The following is an 18,487-nucleotide window of genomic DNA, read 5'->3' on the forward strand; positions in this document are numbered from 1 at the left end:
TCGGAGGAAACCATGGGCTGTCGCCGGTTTTCCCTCCGTGTCCTCCGTGCCCTCCGTGGTTCCACCCCCTCCCCCCGGGGGGCCGGGCTCACTCGGCCTTGGGCGGCAGGATCTCGGCGCAGAAGCTGGGGTCCTGGGCGGATTCGATCACCTTCTCCAGGACGTCGGTGGGGATCCGGCCCAGGTGGATGAACCGGATCCGGCCGGTGGCGTCCACGAGGTAGAGGGTGGGGGTGCCCACCACGCCGTAGCGTTCGGCCACCTCGAAGAACCGCTGGGTCTGCCTGTCGTACCCGTTGGGGAATGTGATACGGTTTGCCTCGATGAACGGGAGGATCTTGTTGTCGTACTGGGGCCCGTCGAGGCAGATGCCCACCACCCGCACGCGATCCCCGAGGCTCCGGGCGAGTTCCGCGATGGCGGGGAGTTCCTTTTGGCAGGGAAAGCAGAAGTAGCTCCAGAATACGAGGAGCACCGGTTTGCCGCCGTTCAGGCAGTCGGTGAGGCACAGAGGCGCGCCGTCGAAGGTGGTGAGCCGGAAGTCCGGCGCCATATCCCCCACCCGCACCGTGCCGTCCGTGGGTCTTGGCGCACCCGGGTGGGCGGGGGAGCCCCACAGGGCCACCGCAAGCACGGCCAGGAGGGCGAGGAGTCGTTGCACGGCGTTTCGCAGCGTTTCACGGGGAGCGCGGTCCATGGCCGACGGTGACCTCCGGGTCGTGCTGGTCCACGGCCTGGGCGTGGACCACCGCATGTGGAACTTGCAACTGCCGGTTCTGCAAGAACTGGGCCCTGTGTTCGCACCGGACCTCCCCGGGTTCGGCGCCGAACCGCCGCTGCCCCCGGCCCAACGGGGCGTGGCCGCCTACGCCCGGTGGTTGTGGGACCGGATCGACGCCCAGTGGGGGCCGGCACCCGTCGCCATCGTCGGGTACTCCATGGGCGGTACCGTGGCCCTCGCGGCGGCTCTGGACCGGCCGGAACGGGTGACCGGGCTGGGGCTCTGCTGCACCTCGGCCCGGTGGGGCCGGGGGCTTCGCCGGTGGGCCGCCCTGGCCTTTGCCGGGCTCGGGGGCCGACTGGCCATGGAGGTGTTCCAGGCCTCGGTGCGGTGGGCGTTCAGCCGCCACCAGGGGCCCGATTGGGCCCGGCCGGTGGTGGAGGACATGGTGCGCCGGGCCCACCGGCCCACGATGCGCCGATTGTACATCGACCTCGCGCGCACCAATCTTGAGCCCCGGTTGCCCGAGTTAGGGATGCCGGCCCTCGTGGTGGCCGGCGGGCGCGACTGGCTTGCCCCCCCCTCCCACGCCCGCCGGATGGCCCGGTGCCTGCCCCGGGCCGAGCTCAGGATCTTGCTCGGCGCCGACCACATCCTGTGCCTGGGCCGGGCCCAAGAGTTCGCCGCGATCCTGGCGGAGTTCGTGCGATCTCTGGGGGCTTCGGGGCCTGGGCCGCACGCCCGGGCGGCGCGGCCCGACGCCCCCTAAAGGGATGGCCCGGTATCCGGGGCGTGAGTTCCGTTTTCCCACCGAGGTGCGCCAGACGGCCGGGGTTCGGGCCCCCACGCCCCGGGGAGAAGCCGTTAGACCGTTTACCGCAGACCGTGGACCGACGAGGTGCGTCCCATGCGTATGGCCGAAGAGATCCGGGAGTTTCTTGCAGAGGAACCCTTTGCCGTGGTGGCCGTGGGGCTCGACCTGGGCCAGGGGGAGGAGGCCGTGCTCCTCGTGAAGACCCGCCGGGACGTGGCCGAGGCCCTGAAAGGGGCGGGGGCGCCGGTGGAGGCCGGTTGGGCCGTGGAGGCCACGGAGCACGGGCCCGTGGCCTGCTGGCTGGTCCGGTGCGAGGCCCCGGGGGCGGGGGAGCTTCTGGGCGAGGTGTACTTCGACCCCGAGGACCCGGCCGACCGGGACTACCTGCGCCGCCTGGCGGGCCAGGCCGAGGTGCGGGTGGGGTTCCTGGACGAGGACCTGGAGCCCGTGTGGCTCGCGCAACTCCAGTGGGACGAGGCCCGGCGGCTCGAGGCCGAACAGGTGCTCGACCGTCTCGAGGAGCTCCTGGAGCGGTGTGAGAGCGCGGATTTCGAGGCGGCCAAGGCCGCGTTCCAGGAGGCCCATCCGCTGGACGCCCTGGTCGAGCGGCTGTTTCCGGGGTGATCTGGACGGCTGGGAAGCTAGAGGGCTAGAGGGCTAGAAGGCTAGAAGGCGGGGGGCGTCCCGACGTCCGCGCGTCCCAGGATCGACCGGATCACGCGATCGAGTTCGTCGAGCCGGTAGGGCTTGGCCACGGAGCCGGCGAACCCGTGCTCCCCGGGGTTTGCGAGCACCGGGTCCGAGGCGTACCCGCTCGAGGCCACGGCCCGCACCCCGGGGTCGAACTCCCGGATCCGGCGGAGCGCTTCCTGCCCGCCCACGCCGGCCGGCACGGTGAGGTCCAGGATCACCAGATCGAAGGGGCGCCCGGCCTCCCGTTCCTCCCGGTACCGCTCCACGGCCTCCTCCCCGTCGGCCGTGGCCTCCACCTGATACCCCATGTCCTCCAACACCTCGCACAGCACGTCCCGGAGCATCTCCTCGTCGTCCATGACCAGGATGCGCGCGGCCCCGGAGGGGCGGGCCCCGGGGCCGGCCGGCTCCGGCGCCTCGGGGCTGACCGGGGCCGAGCCTGCCGTCGCCGCCGGAAGGTACACCCGAAACCGCGTGCCCTCACCGAGCTTCGACGCCACCGTCACCGTTCCCCCGTGGCGCCGCACGATGGAGTGCACGGTGGCGAGCCCGAGGCCGCTTCCGGTCTGCTTGGTGGTGAAGTAGGGGTCGAAGATCTTGGGCAGGTGCTCGGGCGGGATGCCGATGCCGGTGTCCTCGACCTCGAGGACCACGTAGTTGCCCGCCGCAAGCCCGGGGTGTTCGTTTTCCTCCACCGTGCAGGAGCCGGCCGCGACCCGGACCGTGCCGCCCCGGGGCATGGCCTGCCGGGCGTTCAACACCAGATTCGTGACCACCTGCTCCAGTTGCCCCGGGTCCGCGTCGACAGGCGGGAGATCTGCGGCGAGGCGAAGATCAAGGGCGACGTTGGAGCCCCGCAGGGGGAACCGGGCCCACTCCTCGAGGTGCTCGGCCAGGTGGACCGTCTGGCGCACCGGGTCCCCGCCCCGGGCGAAGGTGAGAAGTTGCCGGGTGAGCTGGGTGGCCCGGAAGCAGGCGGCCTCGGCCTGGGCGAGCCGCGGGTAGGCGGGGTCCGAGGGCGCCACCTTGCGCCGGGCGGCCTCGAGGTTTGCCGAGATGCCCATGAGCAGGTTGTTGAAGTCGTGGGCGATGCCGCCCGCGAGCACCCCGAGGGACTCCAGGTGCTGGGCCCGGGCGCGCTCGCGTTCGCGGCGGCGTTCCTCGGTGACGTCCCGGAACACCAGGACCGCCCCCACCACGTCACCCCTCTCGTTCCGGATCGGGGCGGCGCTGTCCGCGATCGCGGTTTCCCGGCCTTCCCGGGATAGGAGCAGGGTGTGATGGGCGAGCCCCGCGATCCGGCCGGTGGACAGGACGGTCTGTACGGGGTTCTGGGCGGGTTCCCGGGTGGTCTCGTTGACGATCCGGAACACCTCGTCGAGAGGCCGGCCCTGGGCTTCCCGGGCGCTCCATCCCGTGAGCGCCTCGGCCGTGGGGTTCAGGAGCACCACCCGACCCTGGGCATCCACGGCGATCACTCCGTCGCCGATGCTCTCCAGGGTGACCCGGAGCCGGTTCCGCTCGGCCTCCAGGGCGGCCTGGGCGCGCTTCAGGTCCGTGATGTCCCGGGCCACGTGGACGCAGCCCGGCCCGCCCTCGCCGGCTGGGAGGGGCGAGGTGGAGACGAAGAAATACCCGCCCAGGTGGGGCTCGTGGACCTCGGCGACGTGGGGCTTGCCGTCGTGGAGCATGCGGACGTGGGGGCAGCCCGGGTGGGGGGCGTCGCGGCCGTGGATCACCTCGTAGCAGGGACGGCCCACGAGTTCCTGGGGCGAGGTGCCCAGGCGCTCCGCCAGGGCCCGGTTGACCCGGCGGATCCGGTGGCCGGGGCCGATCAGGGCGATGAGGTCCGGCACGGCGTCGAAGGTGCGCTCCCAGTCCTGCTTCGCCCGCCGGACCTGTTCGAAGGCGCGGAATCGTTCCGTCACATCCCGCATCGTTTCGACGATGCCGGTGACCTCTCCACGATCGTTTTCGAGGGGCGAGGCCAGGATTTCGATCCGGCGGTCCTCGCCGCCGGGGCCTTTATGCACGTGCAAGGTGGTCACCGGTTGGCCGGTCCGGATCACCTCTTCGAGGGGGCAGGGGTGGTCGGCCGTGTCGCAAGGAGTGTTCTGGCCGTGGGACACGGCGTGGCAGGTGGTCGCTTCTGGATTGGGGTTCAGCTCCCGAGCCGCCCGGTTCAGTAGGGTGAGCCGGTGTTCCCTGTCGATCACCAGGATCGGTTCGGCCACCCCGTCCAAAATCGTTTGGAGAAAGTCACGGGTTTTCCGCACGGCCTGCCTGGCCCGGCGTTGCCGCCGGGCATCCGCCGCCTGGACCACGGCGATGCCGCCCAGTAGGAACAGCACGAGCCCCACGGGTCCGGCGACCGGACCGTACCGCTCCCAAAATCCGGGCGGACGAAACAGCACCCGGCTACCGGCCGGCAGGAGATCCTCGTCGATGCCGTACCGCTCGAGCTCCCGGTGGTCGAACAGCCAGGGGTTGGCCTCGGCCCGCAGCACGCGCAGGTTGGCCGGGTCGGCGCCCTCAAGGATGCGCAGCACCAACCGGCCCGCGGCCCGCCCCTGGGCTGCACCGCTGACGAGTTTTCCACCGACGATGCCGTGGCCCAGGAACACGTCCCAGAAGGAGTAGAGCGGGACCGACAGTGCCTCCCGCAGGCGGCGGGCCGCCCGGCCGAACTCGAGCGCGGTGCCGTCGGCATCCCGCAGGGTGTCAAGGAGCACGGCCACCGAGCCGGAAGAAAGCCGGGCCGCGTCGGCCGCGGCCTCAGCCGCCGGAAGCTCGGCCCGGAACCGGAGCAGGGCCTCCATGCCGAATTCGCGGGCCGCCGCCTCGAACCCCCGCCGGTTCATTCGGAAGGTGGGGGTGTCGGTGCCGTACACGACGAGAGCGGAGAGGTTCGGGTGGACCCGCCGGATGAACTCCAGGTTCTCCCGGAACGCCACCTCCTCGGCCACCCCGGTCACGGGGGCGAGGCCCGTCACGAGGTCGTCGGAAAAGCCGTTGATCCCGCAGAACACCACAGGCACGGGTCCGAACACCCGGTCCCGTCGTTGCCTCAGGAACTCGAGGGCATTGTTGTCGCAGGCGACCACCACGGCGGGTGGCGAGGAAGCGTACTTGGCGGCGAGGAGCCGCTCCTGGAGGTCCAGGTAGGCGGGGTCGCGGTGGGACTTCGTGTCGAGGTACTCGAACCGAAGGTCCACGGCCGGCTCGGCAGACCCGAGTTCCTCCCACAGCCCATCGTTCACCCGGTCCACCCAGGAGAGGCCCTGGTGGTAAGAGTGCACCACCACCACGAGGCGGTGGGACCGGGCCGCGACCGGCGGAGCGGCCGCGAGGAGCCAAGCAAGGGCGACGGACAGGAACCAGCGGGTCATCCGGGGGCGCCTCCGGGGTATCGACGGGGATCGTTCCCGTTTCGGCCGGCCCGCCCCAGATCTTAAGGCCCTATGATCCCCGGATTAGTCGCCTTTCGCAAGTCCCATCGCGATCCGCACCCCCGTCGGGGGGGCGTCGGGGTCCACGTAGTGGATCCGGCCCACGTAGCGCTGGAGGATGGGGCCGGGGGTCCGGGGGGTGCCCCAGTCCTTGGCGGTGTGCAGGACCCGTTCCAGCCGGTCGGCCTGGGCGTCGCCCGGGAACGGGCACACCAGGTGAGCGTAGGACCGTTCGGCCTGGGCCGCGCGGGCGAGCGCGTCGAGGAGGGAGGGCAGGGCGTGCTCGATGCCTTGGGGGGGCACGTCGCCCCGGAGGTCCAACGGCGCGGCCGGGGGGGCCGGGGCCCCGACCCACCGGGCCTGGTACTCGGGCTTCGGCGCGGCCACCAGGGCCCAGCGGGACCCATGCCAGGCCCAGAAGGCCACGTGGTTCCAGTGCTTCGAGGAGAGCACCGGAAACGGGAGACGCTCGGGGTCGGGCGGCCCCTCGCGAAGTTCCACGGTCACGGGTTCTCCGAACGCCCGGGACGCCTCCTCGGCGAGGCGCCCCCGGGCCGCCGAGAGCTCCCGCCACGACCAGCTCCCGGCCGGTGAGCGGATTCGCAGCGCGGCCCCGGTCCGCTCGAGCCCGGTGATCCCGTCGAGCCGGCGGGCCAGGTCGGGGGCGTGGAGCCGCAGGTGGGAGACGAGGGCCGCCACCGGGAGCATCACGTCCCCTCCCGGTACCAGGCCGACGCCCGGTACAGGGCAAGCCCCTCCGACAGGCCCACCCGCAGCACGGCGGCGGCCGGCACGGCCAGAAGCACCCCCACCACGCCGAACAGCTCTCCCCCGGCCAGAACGGCCACGATCACGGCCACGGGATGGAGCCCCACCCGGTTCCCCACGAGCCGGGGGGTGAGGAGGAACCCCTCCAGGGCCTGGCCGGCGGCGAACACCCCCCACACGGCCAGCAGGTGGGCGAGGTCGTGGAACTTGAGGAGCGCCAGAAGGCTCGCCAGCACCACCCCGACGAGGGTGCCCAGGTACGGCACGATGAAGAGCGCGCCGGCCAGGCCGCCCACCACCCAGGGCATGTCGATCCCGGTGAGGGTGAGGCCCACCGAGTACACGAGCGCCAGCGCCGCGCACACCGTGATCTGGCCGCGCACGAAGGCCCCCAGGGCCTCGTCGGCCCGGTCGAGCACCCGGCCGGCGAGGGCCTGGTGGCGCAGGGGCACGAGGCCCACGAGCCGCTCGCCCAAGCCGTTGAAGTCGAGGAGCAGGTAGAAGGCGAACACGGGGATGAGGGCGAGCCCGAGGAGCGTGCCCACGAGGCTCCAGAGGTTCGCCACCACCCGCCCCGCCACGGCCGCGGCCTTGGTGCCGAGGTCAGGGAGGCTCGTGCCCACGGCGGCGAGGAGCTCCGAGAGCCCCTGGGCCGGATCGGCCGGAAGGGGCCGGCCCAACCACGCCTCGAGCCGCGGGAGCCAAGCGCTCCGGGCCGCCGCCACGTACCCGGGCAGGGCGCGGGTGGCGTCGCGCACCTGCTCCACCAGGGCCGGGATGACGACGACCACGGCGAGCACGGCGAGAAGCGAGGCAAAGGTGAGGAGAATCAGGATGCCCGCGGCCCGGGGGATGCGCCGGGCCTCCAGGCGGTCGAGGAGGGGGTCGAGGGCGTAGGCGATGAACCAGCCCACCAGAAGCGGCACCACCACGGTTTCGAGCCGCGCCAGAAGCCACAGGCCCGCCGCCACCGCGGCCAGCGCCCACAGGGTCGTGCTCAGTCGGTCCCGTGCCATGGGAGGGATCGGTCCTCGGTCAACGGTCGTCGGTTCTTCGGCCGGCGAGGAGTCGGCTCCTGCGCGCCGTTCCGCCGCGGCCCCGCCGAGACTACCCCACGATCCACGGCAGAAGAAAGAGGCACGCGTTTCCCGCGGCGTGGACGAGGTAGGGGGCCCACAGGCTCCCGGCCCGTTCGTACGCGAGGCAGAAGACCACCCCGCCGACCACCTGGGTCCAGGGAACCGCCGCGGTGCCCAGGTGGGCCAGGGCGAACACGACCGTGGACCCCGCCAGAGCCGGCCAGGGCCCCCATCGGTCCCGAAACGACCCGTAGAGGACCCCCCGAAACAGGAACTCCTCGAAGGCCGGCGCGACGAGCGCCCCCACGAGGAGGAGCCAGGCCAGGTGGTCCGGCGCCAGGCGGGGCCCCGCCAAGGCCCCGAGCCATCCTTGCCCGGTGGTCAACCGCACGATCGCCTCGGTGCCGAACGCCGCGGCCCCGAAGGCCCCGGCCCACGCGAGGCCGGTGCGCACTCCGGTCCGCGCCGGAGCACCTCCGAGCCCGAGCCGCCCGGGGCCGAACCCCCGCACCCTCCACCAGGCGGCCGCAAGGGCCAGCTCCCCCAGGCGGATCGCGCCGGTCCACGCGAGGGCCGCGGCAGCGGACGGCGGCCGCGGCAGGGCCCGGGCAAGGCCCACCTCGAGGAGGGCCCACCCTGCCACAGCCGCCACGGCTTCGGCCGGGGTCAGGGCCCGGGCCGCCATCCCAGCCTCCGGAGCCCCGCCCAGGCCCGCTCCTTCACGTACCAGTCGGCCGGTCCGTCAATCAGCCGCGCCAGGATCTCCCGGGCCCCGGGCGTCCCGATCCGGCCCAGGGATTCGGCCGCGGCGTAGCGCACGTTGATCACCGGGTCCTCGAGGGCGCGCGCGAGGGCCTCCTCCCACCCGGGACCCAACCGGCCCGCGGCCCGGGCGGCGTAAAACCGCTCGGCCGGCCGGGTGGCCGCGAGCCCCTCCCGCACCCGTTGGGGGTCGGGCCGGCGGGGGTCGGCGAGCTCGGCCCGGACGCGGGCGAGCCACGGGGGCGGCCGGGACACCGCGGCCACGAGCCCGGCGAGAAGCAGCGCGCACACGAGGGCCCCGAGCCTTCGCTGGGGCTCGGCCGGCATCCACGAGCCGAGCCACACGGCCAGCGCTCCGAGAAGGCCGGCCAGGACCAGGGGGCACCCCAAGAAGAGGGCCGCCGCGGTGGCTCGGCGAAGGGGCCTAGCCGGGTCGTGGCGGTCGGAAAGACGGGTCCAGGCCTCCCGCTGGCTGGCCGGGTCGCGGGGCCAGGCCAGGTCGGCGTTGCCGGCTCGAAGCCGCGGCCCGTCGGGGCCCGGAAGGAGTCGCGCGTCGGCGGCCTCGGCCCGGTCCACGCACCAGACGCCGAGCCGGGCCAGGTCCCGGCACGCCGCCTCCCGGCTCGGCGCCGCGGGGTCCACCCACACCGCGGGCTGGCTTCGGGCCCGCAGGGGCTTGATCGCCTCGGCCGGGTAGAGGGTCCAGCGGTAGTAGAAGGTGTCGAGGGCGAGCGCCGGTCCCGTCGGTCGGGCCAGGAGCACCCGGTCCCGGAACCGGGTGAACCCCCCTTCCGGCGCCCGGGCCCAGGGAAGGAGACCCAGAAGCGCCAGGAGGGCGCAGGCCACCGGGAGGATCCCCTGCCTCGAGGGCCCTGGCCCGGCGCCCCACCGGCCGGCGGCGAGGGCCGGTGCCAGGGCGGCCGCGGCGAGGCCCGGGTCGCGCCCCCAGGCGTAAAGGAGCGCCGGGGCGAGGACCGTGGCCCACGGGAGCCGCCGGCCCCAGGGACCTGGGAGGGTACCGAGAAGCCCGGCCGCAGCGGCAAGCAGCGCCGCCCCGCCGAGGCCGAGGCTGAGAGCGAAAAACAGGGCCCCCGCCCCGGCCGGGGCCCAGGACCCCATCGTCTCCAGGTGGCCGGTGCCCGGCAATGCCGGGATCCCCGCGTCCAGAAGCGCCCCGTTCTTGGCGAGGAGGTGGAGGGCCGCCTCCCGGGTGCGCACCGCGCCCAGGACCCCCCCGGCGAGAACGCCGAGCCCGAGGCAGGCCAGGAGGGCCCCGCCCCCGGGGCGGCGGGATCGTCCCCCCGGTTGGGCCGAAGCGCCGAACCTTTCGTCCGCGATCACGCGCTATTCCTTTCCCTGGAAGTCCCTGGGGCTGAGCGCTTTGCAACGCAAGCCGTCGCCGCGAGTCTGACCCGTAGGAGCGGCGTCCACGCCGCGATCCGGGCCAGAGGCCCGCCCGGAGTCTCTCGGCCGTCTCGTGAGGCGTTCCCGACATCCCATGGTTTTCCCAAGGGGTGGGGCTGGGGACCCCTCCTTCGCTGGACGGCCTCGCAGGGGCCGCCTCGGCGCGGTCCGCTGCGGCGCGTGAGGGCACGCGCCGCGGCCGCTTCCCTGGCGCCGGACGGCCCGAACTGCTCGGCCGTTGCGCTTCGTCGGAGCCCCCAGCCCCACCGCCGCCAGTGACATACTGTTGTGAGACGACCCACGGGTAGCCGCCCCGCCGCCTCGCTGCGGAGTCGCCCAGCAGTCTACCGGTTCCGGCCGTGGCGCTCCAATGCCTGGGAACGCTGGCCCCCCGAGGGCCGGTTCCGGTACAGTGGCGGGACGTTCCCGTTCCCCCCAGGCCAAGGAGGAGAGTCCATGCACGAGGAGCGCCGCCGCCACGAACGGATTCCCAAGCGGGCCACCATCACGTGCCAGGAGATCACCTATCCCTTGGGCCAGGCCCCCGAGCTCGAGGCCGAGATGCTCGACGTGAGCGAGGGCGGGGTGCGCCTGGTTCTCGACCGGCCCCTGGACCCCGAGCGGCCGGTGCAGGTGGCCCTGCGGCTCGTGGGCTGGAGCAAGCACTCCTCGGAGTTCCTCAAGCACGACCAGGACTCGGTCACCCGGCCGCTCACGGCCATCGGCCGGGTGGCCCGGCACCGCCCTTTGGACGGGGGACGCCACGAGGTGGGCATCGAGTTCGTGGACATCTGGGACGACCACTGGCAGGCCATGCGCCGGTACCTGGAGCGGGAGAAGGAACGGCTGGCCCGCGTTGACCCGCCCGCCGGGGCTGGCCTAGAGTAGCCACAAAACACCGGTTCGGCGCCGCTCGACGCCGGGAGGCCAGGCGATCCATGCACATCCGCGAAGAGCTCGACATCCTGATTCGGTCCCGCCAACCCGTGATCTCGGTGGTCACCGGGGAGGAGGAGCGGGCCCGCGACCTTCTGAAGGCGGTGGCCCAGGGGCTGAACGGCCGGGACCTCTTCTTCTGGAACACCGTCATGGGGTTTCGGCGGGAGGGGGGCTCGAACCCCCTGGACGAGGGCCGCATGGACCCCCTGACGGCGCTCCAACGCATCGAGGGCTACCGGGGCGACGGCATCTTCGTGCTCGAGGATTTCCACCCCTTCTTCGAGCAGCCGGTCATCGTGCGGATGCTCCGGAACCTCATGTACTCCCTGCGGGCCACCCGGAAGACCGTGGTGCTCGTGTCGCCGTTCTTCAAGCTCCCCCCCGAGATCCGCGACGACGTGCCCCAGGTGTTCCTCCCCCTTCCCGACTACGAGGCCCTGCGGGAGATCCTCCACGAGATCTGTGAAGCGCGCGACGTGAAGGTGGACCTCTCGAAGGAGGCCGAGGAGAAGCTCGTGAAGTCGGCCCTGGGGCTCACCGAGAACCAGGCCCGGGGCGTGTTCGTCAAGGCCATCCTCAAAAACCAGGTGCTCGACCAGTCGGCGATCCAGCTCGTCTTGTCCGAAAAGCAGAAGGTGATCCGCAAGGAGGAGGTGCTCGAGTTCTTCCCGGCCCGAGAGAAGATCTCGGACATCGGCGGGCTCGACAACCTCAAGGACTGGCTCAAAAAGCGCGACAAGGCCTTTTCGAGCCGCGCCAAGGAGTACGGGCTCCCGAACCCCAAGGGCATCCTCATCATCGGCATCCAGGGCACGGGAAAAAGCCTCACGGCCAAGGCCACCTCGGCCCTGTGGCGGCTGCCGCTGCTGCGGCTCGACATGGGCAAGGTGTTCGGGAGCCTGGTGGGCGAGTCGGAGGAGCGCATGCGAAAGGCGCTTCTTCTGGCCGAGACCATCAGCCCCTGCATCCTGTGGATCGACGAGATCGAGAAGGCCTTTTCCTCCGTGACCGGGGCCGGGGACTCCGGCACCTCGGCCCGGGTGTTTGGCACGTTCCTGACCTGGATGCAGGAGAAGGAAAAACCGGTGTTCGTGATCGCCACGGGCAACGACATTACCAACCTTCCCCCGGAGCTCATGCGCAAGGGCCGGTTCGACGAGATCTTCTTCGTCGATCTGCCCAACTACGAGGAGCGCATGGAGATCTTCCGGGTGCACCTGTCGAAGGTGCGCCCCGTGATCCGCCACTACGACATCCCGCTCCTCGCGGGGGAGACCGAGGGGTTCAGCGGCGCCGAGATCGAGCAGGCCATCATCAATGCCATGTACAACGCCTTTGACGACGGCGAGCGGGATTTCACCACCGAGGACATCCTCCAGGGAATCCGGGAGGTGGTGCCGATCTCGAAGCTCATGAGCGAGCGGATCGAGCGGCTCCGGGAGTGGGCCGCCGACCGCACCCGCAAGGCGAACAAAGAGATGCACTGACCGGCTCCGGCCAGCTCCCCGTCCAACGCGAGGTGGATTCCCATGTCCCACTTTTCCCGGCTCAAAACCCGCATCGTGGACCTCCTGTTCCTGAAGCGCGCCCTGGCCGACATGGATCTCGAGGTGGTGGAGGGCCGCACCAAGATCCGGGGGTACCTGGGGCGGAAGATGACGGTGGACCTCAAGGTGCGCACCCCCGACGGCTACGACATCGGGTTCATCAAGAACGGCGACACCTACGAGGTGGTGGCCGACTGGGACATGGTGCGGGCGTTCTCCCAGGAGGCGTTCGTCAAGGAGGTCACCCGCCGGTACGCCTACCACGTGGTCAAGGACCAGCTGGAGGGCCAGGAGTTCCAGGTGGTGGAGGAGCAGCGCCAGGGCGAGACCGTCAGCCTCACGCTGCGGCGCATGTGAGGGGGGCGGAGGTCTTCCGGCCGGGTCCAGAGCCGATGGCCGGAGGACGGCGGGGCAGGGTTCTTCCACACCGATCCTCTGTATTCTGCTCCCCCGGCACGGAAATGCCTCCAACCGTTGGGGTCGGGCGCCATCACTCGAATCGGAGAACGTTCAGCCGCCGAGTTGCCAAGCCGTCCGGCCGCCTAGCACGAAATGGCAAGCGAACTGCTCCCACAGGGTGGGACGAGCGGACGCGTAGAACCACGGGATGTCGCGTCCTAGCGTCCCAGCCTCCCAGCATCCCAGCGGGGACGTCACATGGAAGAGGTCAAGGTCACCATCGACGAGGACGGGAACGTCAAGGTCACCGTGTTCGGGGCCAGGGGGAAAAAATGCCTCGACATCACAGAGAAGATCGAGGCCCTCCTGGGGGGGGAGGTGGAGCGGGAGTTCACCTCGGAGTACTACGAGGAAGAAGTGGAGGAGCGCGAAGAGGTCCGGGTGAAGGACAAGGCCTGACCGTTCGCCCATGGACGACCTGATCCACCGCCCGCTGGGGGATCTCCTGGAGGAGATCCTCGACCGGGGGCCCGGCGCGTTCCACCGCTACGCCGGCCCGGTGGGCACCGCGCCCCTTCGATACCGGCTGGCCGTGCTCCTGGGGGGGCTGTGCCTCGGGCCCGAGTTGGGCGAGGCGCTCCACGAGTGGGTGGCCCGGCCCGACTCGGCGGACAAGCGGGCCCTCATGCTGGGCCTGGGGTTCCTCGGCCATCCCCTGGCCGAGGGGTATCTCGCCCGGCTGTGCCGGGAACGGGGGGCGCTCGACGCCGCCGCTGCCGCGGTGCGGGCCCTGGGCCGGATCCGGGGCCCCAAGGCGTTCCCCCTGGTGGTCGCGGCCCTGGAGCACCCGTTCCTGAGGGCGGCCGCCTGCGAGGCTCTCGTGCACTACGGGGGAGACGAGGCCGTGGCGGCCCTCCTGCCCCTGGCCGAGGATCCGGCGGCCTTCCGGGCCCTGGCCGAACTGGGGGCGGCCGGCGCCCGGGATCTGTTTCTCACTCGGCTGGCCGAGGATTCCCCGGTGGGGGCGTGGGCCGCGGCCGGCGTCGGCCGGTTGGGGGATCCGGACCTGGCCCGCGAGCTCCTGCCCTGGATCGGGTGCGGCGATCCCGAGAAGGCCCGGGCCGCGTTCGAGGCCTACGCCGCACTGGGCGCACCGGAGGGCCTCGGGCCCCTGTTCGAGGCGGCCGGGCCCCGGCCGGAGCCCTGGACCCTCGAGGCCCTGGGCCGGCTCTCCCACCCCGAGGCCCAGGAGTTCGTCGCCCGGGTCCTGGACCCCGAGGAGTCCGGGGGCTGGCTGCGACGGCTGTTTCGGCGGAAAGCTCGGCCGTTAGACCCCGTGCCCGCCTACCGGGCGCTCCGGGCGGCCACGGCGCCCGGTGCCCTGGAGCGGCTCGCGCTGCGGATCGCCTCGGAGACCGGGACGGGGCTGCGGGAACTTCTCCTGGTGCGGGCGTTTCGGGAGGATCCCCGGTACGCGGCCGAGCTCGAGGCCGTGTGGCATCGGGGTGAGCTTCTGCCCGCCTACCTGGCGGCCCGGTGTCTCCTGCAGGTGCCGACCACCGAGTTCTTGGCCGAGGCGGTGGGGGAACTCTCGCGGACCGGGCTCGTGGAGGCCGACGGGCTGCCCCCGGGCGCCGACCCCGAACGGCTCCTGGAGCGCACGGCGGCCGAGGCGAACCCGGTGGTGAACGTGGCCTCGTTTTTGGACGAGGGGTTCGTGGACCTCGACGCCCTCGAGGCCGAACTGCGGCACCGCTTCGCCGCTGGGGCCTACCCGCCGGCCGAGGCGCCGGCGTCCCGGCTCGGGGGGGCGGTGGACGCGGGGCTGGGCCGGTACCTTTCGGCCCTGGCCGGCGCCCACCCGGCCCGGCGCGAGGGGCTCCACCGCCTGTGGAACCTGCTCCTGCAACTGGAGGACCGGGGGGACCCGCTCCTGGAACTCTTCCTGTGCTGGGAGGGGCGCCACCGGGGTGGGCTCCACCGGGCCCTGTTCCACGGCCTTCCCACCGCCCTCGGCCGGTGGATTCAGGGGAAGACCGACCGGAACCTCCCCGAGGTGGACGAGATCGAGGCGCGCCTGCCCGCCGAGGGCCCCCTCGTGGGGCCCGTGCGCCACATGCTCGAGCGGGCCCGCTCCGCGCTCAAGGCGGAGTGCCGGGACATGGTGCTGCTGGTGGAGGGGCAGGTCCGGGGCGACATGGTGCTGATCGAGGCGCTGTGATGGCGGGGCGGCTGGGCGGCCAGGCGGTTGGGCGGTTCCCCGTTCGGCCGACGTGGGCCTGCGCCGTCCGCCGTGCCCGGGGCGGCATCCCGCGACCGGCGGGGGGTAGGTCTCCATCCTCGGAGAGGCGGCTTCCAGATAACTTCCTGCTGGGAGGCCAGGAGGCCAGGACGCCAACGTCCTTTGTGATTCCAGCGTTGGCACCTGTCTCAACCTGTGGGAGCGGCTTTCGTACCAGAGGCCAGAATTCAGAGGTCAGAAGTCGGCGAACCCCCTGTCCTCTGTCGTCTGGCCTCTGGCACCTGACACGGCCGCCGCTCCTACCCCCGAGCCCTGGCTCGGGCGTTACTGTCGTGCGTAGCGGGGCCCCGAAGGGGCCCTGGGAAGCTTCCAAGGATCTGAACCGTGGCCGATATCGCCGTTGATCTCGGGAACTACAACACGCTGATCACCTTCCGGGAGGGCGACACCCGGTATCGGGGTCTCCTGCGGGGCGTGGCCCGTCAGGTCCGGGAGGCGCCCGGCACCCTGTTCGTGCCGTCGCTCGTCCATTTCGGCCGCCAGGTGCTCCTGGGCGAGGAGGTCCTTCGCGCCGGGGTATACGGCGACGAGGCGACATTTCGCGACCTCAAGGACCACATCCTCCACCCCACCCCCGTGGCCCGGAAGGTGGGGGACCGGCGCATCACCCACAAGGAGGCCGCGGCCGCGTTCCTCCGGGGGGTGCTCGAACGGCTGGCCGGGGAGTTGGACGAGGGGATCCACGCCGTGCTCCTCTTCCCCGCGGCGGACGGCGAGTCGTTCCGGGAGTGGCTCCGGGGGGCCGACCTGGGGCCCGTGCGGTCGGTCACCCTGGTGGACGAGGACACCGCCCTGGCCCTTGGATACGGGCTCAATCTCTTCACCGACGACCTGGTGCTCGTGTTTGACTTCGGGTTTTCGGCCGTGCGGGTTCGGGTGGTGCAGTTCCACTGGATGGGCCGCGAGGGCTACACGCCGCCCGTGGTGAAGGCGTCCGTCAGCGTGCCGGTGGGCACGGCCGACCTCAAGCAGAAGATTCTCCGGGAGCTCCACGCCGACGACGTGGGAAAGCCCCTGCCCTCGTTCTACTGGAAGAAGTTCGTGCTCCACGAGCACGACGACCACGCCTGGCGGCGGGAGGAGTTCCGAAGGCTACTGGAGCGGGAGAACCTGGCGGCTCAAGTGCAGCGGGCCCTCGACCGGGCCCTGGAGGAGGCCCGGTTGGGCGGCGTGGACCCGGGGCAGATCCGCAAGGTGCTTCTCCTGGGCGGAGGAACCCGGATCCCGGTGGTGCGCCGGGTGCTCGACGAGAACTTCGGCGACCGGGTGCTGGGCCACGAGCCCGAGCTCGCCCCGGGCCGGGGAGCGCTTTTGTTCCTCTCGGACAGCCCGGTGGACGACATGGTGCGGGAGACGTACTCGCTCCAGGTCCGGGACCCCATCACCGGCCAGTACCACTACCCGGTCGTGGTGGAGCGGTTCACCCGGTATCCCACCCGCAACCCCACGGCCCGGTACATCGTGAACACTTTCTACGACGGCCAGTACGAGCTCCACCTCCGGGTGTACCGCTCGGCCGGCGGCGGGCCCCGGGCCGAGGCCCGGGAGATCCTCTACGGCGACGACGGCCGGATCAGCTTCGTGGCCTCCCAGGAGGACGAGACCCACGAGCCCGCCATGGACGCGCCCCTGGTGATCCCGGTACACCCGCCGGGCCGGGTGGGGGAGCGGCGGTTCCTGCTGGAGTTCAAGGTGGACGCCCGAAAGCGTCTCACCGTCACGGTGAAGGATCTGCGCGAGGAGAAGGTGATTTGGGAGGACCGGCCCCTGATCGAACTCCGGTAGCCGACCCCGGTGCCGCCCGGCGACTGGCCAAGGCCCAGATCGCGGTGGGCGTTCCCGCGCTCCTCGTGGTCGTGGCCGGGGTGTTCCTGGCCTGGCAGATGAAGGGGGGCATGGCCGCCGCCGTGGCTGCCGGGTTCCTCGTGCCGGTGGTGGCGGTGTTCGGCGCCTACTTCTGGCTCGCCTGGCGTCGGCTGCGCCGCGGCGGGGAGGCCGGGGAAGGGGGTGCGCCGCCCGTGCCAGGAGCCAGTGGACAGGAGGCAGAGGACAGGGGGGGCTCTGACATCTGCCCTCTGAATTCCGATCCCTGATATGGAAGCCGCTCCTTCAGAGCGGGATCGGCGACGACTCAGGGATCCCGAATGCTTTGGGCCGCCGAACCGCCAAGCTGCCCCGCCGCCCGGCGGAGGTTACACGCAGCTTTAGCCCTTCCAGTACCGCACCGGCCCCACGTCCAGGTGGACGAACTCCCGGTAGGAGCCCACCCCCCCGATCCCCAGGTGCTGGGCGGCGCGCCGCAGGTCGCGCAGGCGCACCCCCGGGAGCCGGACGTCCGCCGCCATGCCCCGAAGGTGAAAGCTTCGGCGGGCCACCCCGTGGCCGTTGCGGCGCAGGAGCTTGTTGTAACGGGGCGAGCGGTAGCCCGACACGAGCTCGTAGGGTTCGCACGGCCGGCCCAGGGCCACCTGGACGCGGTCGAGCAGGTCGAACAGCTCAGGGGCAATGGGGTGGACCTCGCCGGTGTAGTGGCAGCGAAAGAGGCGGGAGAGTTCTTCCAGTCCCTCGGGGATCCAAGCCCCGCCGTCCCGGTAGCGCACCCGGCAGCGCTCACCGGTATGCACGTTGCCCACGGCCAGGACGCCGGTGGGCTCCGGCCCCGCTGCCGCTTGCGCGGCCCCGTTTCCCCACCCCGGCACGGCGAGCGCCGCGCAGGCCATGGCGATCCGGCCCAGGGCTTCCCTTCGGTTCATGGACCCGTCCTCCGGTCGTCGGTTTTTGGCCGCCGGTTACGGGGGCCAGGCGCCCCCGTGCGGCCCGATGGGGCGGTGATGATAACGATTCTAAACCGTGGGGACAACCGGATCGGTCAACGTCCTTCGAGTTCGCACCCCTCGAACCACGGCCGCAGATCGTCGAGCGCGTCTTCGATGGACCAGGGGACGGCCTTTGCCAGCAGGTCGAGCAGGACCACGGCGTTCACGGCGGCGTCGCCCCGGGTGGCCTCGCGGAGGCGCTCGGCCAGGCAGCGGTTCACCTCCTGCACCCGCCGGTACACCCGCTCGAGGCCGGCCAGGCCCGGATCGGGGGGGAGGCCGGCCAGGTGCCGGGCCAGGAGGTACGAGCCCACGGCCCGGAACACGGTCTCCTCCTCGGTGGCAAGCGGCAGGTGGAACCGGGCCATGGGGCGAAACGGCGTGAGCTGGGGGCACCCGCTCGAGGGAAGTACGAGGCCGATCAGCGACCCGAGGGCCCGCTGGAGTGTCGTCCGGGCCCGGATCGCCCGTTCGGGGGTCTCCACCGTGAGATCCACGGGCTCGTGGGAGGTCCTGCCGTCGGCGAGGCCCAGGAGGGGCGTGAGGCTCACGGCCGCCGGGCAGTGGGGTGTTGCCCCGGGGTCCAGGGGGCACCCGGGACAGCGCAGGCGGTCCAGGGCGGTCCAGACCGGTGGGGGGGGCGGGGGGGGGCGGGGGCGGCGGGCGCGCCCGCGCCCCCCCCCCCCCCCCCCGCGCCGGGCCCCCCACCCCCCCCCGCACGGGGGGGGCCCCGCCGCGCCCCGCCCAACTTTCTCCACCCGCGGGGTTCGCCAACCGGAACCAGTACTTAGAAA

General features: G+C 72.1%; 17 protein-coding genes. 9 read left to right on the forward strand and 8 right to left on the reverse strand.

Translation table 11 applies throughout. The annotated features are described in order from the left end of the window. Positions 1–88 precede the first annotated feature (88 nt). A complete protein-coding gene (locus ACYQ8L_RS12600; protein ID WP_459942156.1) occupies positions 89–697 on the reverse strand; it encodes a TlpA family protein disulfide reductase in 609 nt (202 codons plus the stop codon). Here ACYQ8L_RS12600 and ACYQ8L_RS12605 point away from each other — a divergent pair. Both ACYQ8L_RS12605 and ACYQ8L_RS12610 read left to right on the forward strand, forming a co-directional pair. After that, positions 696–1,490, forward strand: a complete 795-nt coding sequence (locus ACYQ8L_RS12605; protein ID WP_459942157.1) for an alpha/beta fold hydrolase — start codon at positions 696–698, stop codon at positions 1,488–1,490. The two genes, ACYQ8L_RS12600 and ACYQ8L_RS12605, sit on opposite strands and share 2 nt — an antisense overlap. 138 nt (positions 1,491–1,628) lie before the next feature. Next, complete coding sequence (locus ACYQ8L_RS12610) at positions 1,629–2,159, forward strand: hypothetical protein (protein ID WP_459942158.1); 531 nt, start codon at positions 1,629–1,631, stop codon at positions 2,157–2,159. Between the two features lie 41 nt (positions 2,160–2,200). On the opposite strand, the gene ACYQ8L_RS12615 is transcribed toward ACYQ8L_RS12610, so the two are convergent. The 5 genes from ACYQ8L_RS12615 to ACYQ8L_RS12635 form a co-directional block, all read right to left on the reverse strand. Then, the gene (locus tag ACYQ8L_RS12615; protein ID WP_459942159.1) at positions 2,201–5,617 is read right to left on the reverse strand and encodes a PAS domain-containing protein; all 3,417 of its coding nucleotides are present in this window, start codon (positions 5,615–5,617) and stop codon (positions 2,201–2,203) included. Between the two features lie 84 nt (positions 5,618–5,701). Then, positions 5,702–6,385 (reverse strand): hypothetical protein, encoded by a 684-nt coding sequence (locus tag ACYQ8L_RS12620; protein WP_459942160.1) that lies wholly within the window; start codon positions 6,383–6,385, stop codon positions 5,702–5,704. After that, positions 6,385–7,461: an AI-2E family transporter gene (locus tag ACYQ8L_RS12625; RefSeq protein ID WP_459942161.1), complete on the reverse strand. Its 1,077-nt coding sequence runs from the start codon at positions 7,459–7,461 to the stop codon at positions 6,385–6,387. Before ACYQ8L_RS12625 ends, ACYQ8L_RS12620 begins: the two co-directional genes overlap by 1 nt. Before the next feature lie 91 nt (positions 7,462–7,552). Continuing rightward, positions 7,553–8,209 (reverse strand): CPBP family intramembrane glutamic endopeptidase, encoded by a 657-nt coding sequence (locus ACYQ8L_RS12630; RefSeq protein ID WP_459942162.1) that lies wholly within the window; start codon positions 8,207–8,209, stop codon positions 7,553–7,555. Beyond that, complete coding sequence (locus ACYQ8L_RS12635) at positions 8,191–9,627, reverse strand: HEAT repeat domain-containing protein (RefSeq protein ID WP_459942163.1); 1,437 nt, start codon at positions 9,625–9,627, stop codon at positions 8,191–8,193. Before ACYQ8L_RS12635 ends, ACYQ8L_RS12630 begins: the two co-directional genes overlap by 19 nt. 519 nt (positions 9,628–10,146) lie before the next feature. Here ACYQ8L_RS12635 and ACYQ8L_RS12640 point away from each other — a divergent pair. From ACYQ8L_RS12640 to ACYQ8L_RS12670, 7 genes are all read left to right on the forward strand, one after another. Further along, positions 10,147–10,578, forward strand: coding sequence for a PilZ domain-containing protein (locus ACYQ8L_RS12640; RefSeq protein ID WP_459942164.1), 432 nt, complete (start codon positions 10,147–10,149; stop codon positions 10,576–10,578). Between the two features lie 50 nt (positions 10,579–10,628). After that, on the forward strand, positions 10,629–12,116 hold the full coding sequence (locus ACYQ8L_RS12645) for an AAA family ATPase (protein ID WP_459942165.1): 1,488 nt from the start codon (positions 10,629–10,631) through the stop codon (positions 12,114–12,116). 42 nt (positions 12,117–12,158) lie between these two features. Then, positions 12,159–12,533 carry a DUF1257 domain-containing protein gene (locus ACYQ8L_RS12650; protein ID WP_459942166.1) on the forward strand — a complete coding sequence of 125 codons (375 nt, stop codon included), beginning with the start codon at positions 12,159–12,161 and terminating at the stop codon, positions 12,531–12,533. 300 nt (positions 12,534–12,833) lie between these two features. Next, on the forward strand, positions 12,834–13,034 hold the full coding sequence (locus ACYQ8L_RS12655; protein WP_459942167.1) for a DUF2997 domain-containing protein: 201 nt from the start codon (positions 12,834–12,836) through the stop codon (positions 13,032–13,034). 10 nt (positions 13,035–13,044) lie between these two features. After that, entirely contained in the window at positions 13,045–14,796 is a 1,752-nt protein-coding gene (locus ACYQ8L_RS12660) for a HEAT repeat domain-containing protein (protein WP_459942168.1), read from the forward strand. Positions 14,797–15,201: 405 nt separating this feature from the next. Next, complete coding sequence (locus ACYQ8L_RS12665) at positions 15,202–16,662, forward strand: Hsp70 family protein (protein ID WP_459942169.1); 1,461 nt, start codon at positions 15,202–15,204, stop codon at positions 16,660–16,662. Continuing rightward, the gene (locus ACYQ8L_RS12670; protein ID WP_459942170.1) at positions 16,629–16,970 is read left to right on the forward strand and encodes a hypothetical protein; all 342 of its coding nucleotides are present in this window, start codon (positions 16,629–16,631) and stop codon (positions 16,968–16,970) included. The genes ACYQ8L_RS12665 and ACYQ8L_RS12670 overlap by 34 nt, the downstream gene beginning before the upstream one ends. Before the next feature lie 111 nt (positions 16,971–17,081). Here the strand turns inward: ACYQ8L_RS12670 and ACYQ8L_RS12675 are convergent, their stop codons facing one another. Both ACYQ8L_RS12675 and ACYQ8L_RS12680 read right to left on the reverse strand, forming a co-directional pair. Beyond that, positions 17,082–17,630: a YcbK family protein gene (locus ACYQ8L_RS12675; protein ID WP_459942171.1), complete on the reverse strand. Its 549-nt coding sequence runs from the start codon at positions 17,628–17,630 to the stop codon at positions 17,082–17,084. Between the two features lie 116 nt (positions 17,631–17,746). Next, positions 17,747–18,451 carry a DUF6901 family protein gene (locus tag ACYQ8L_RS12680; protein WP_459942172.1) on the reverse strand — a complete coding sequence of 235 codons (705 nt, stop codon included), beginning with the start codon at positions 18,449–18,451 and terminating at the stop codon, positions 17,747–17,749. Positions 18,452–18,487: the final 36 nt, after the last annotated feature.

Source organism: Deferrisoma palaeochoriense, from assembly GCF_054656955.1.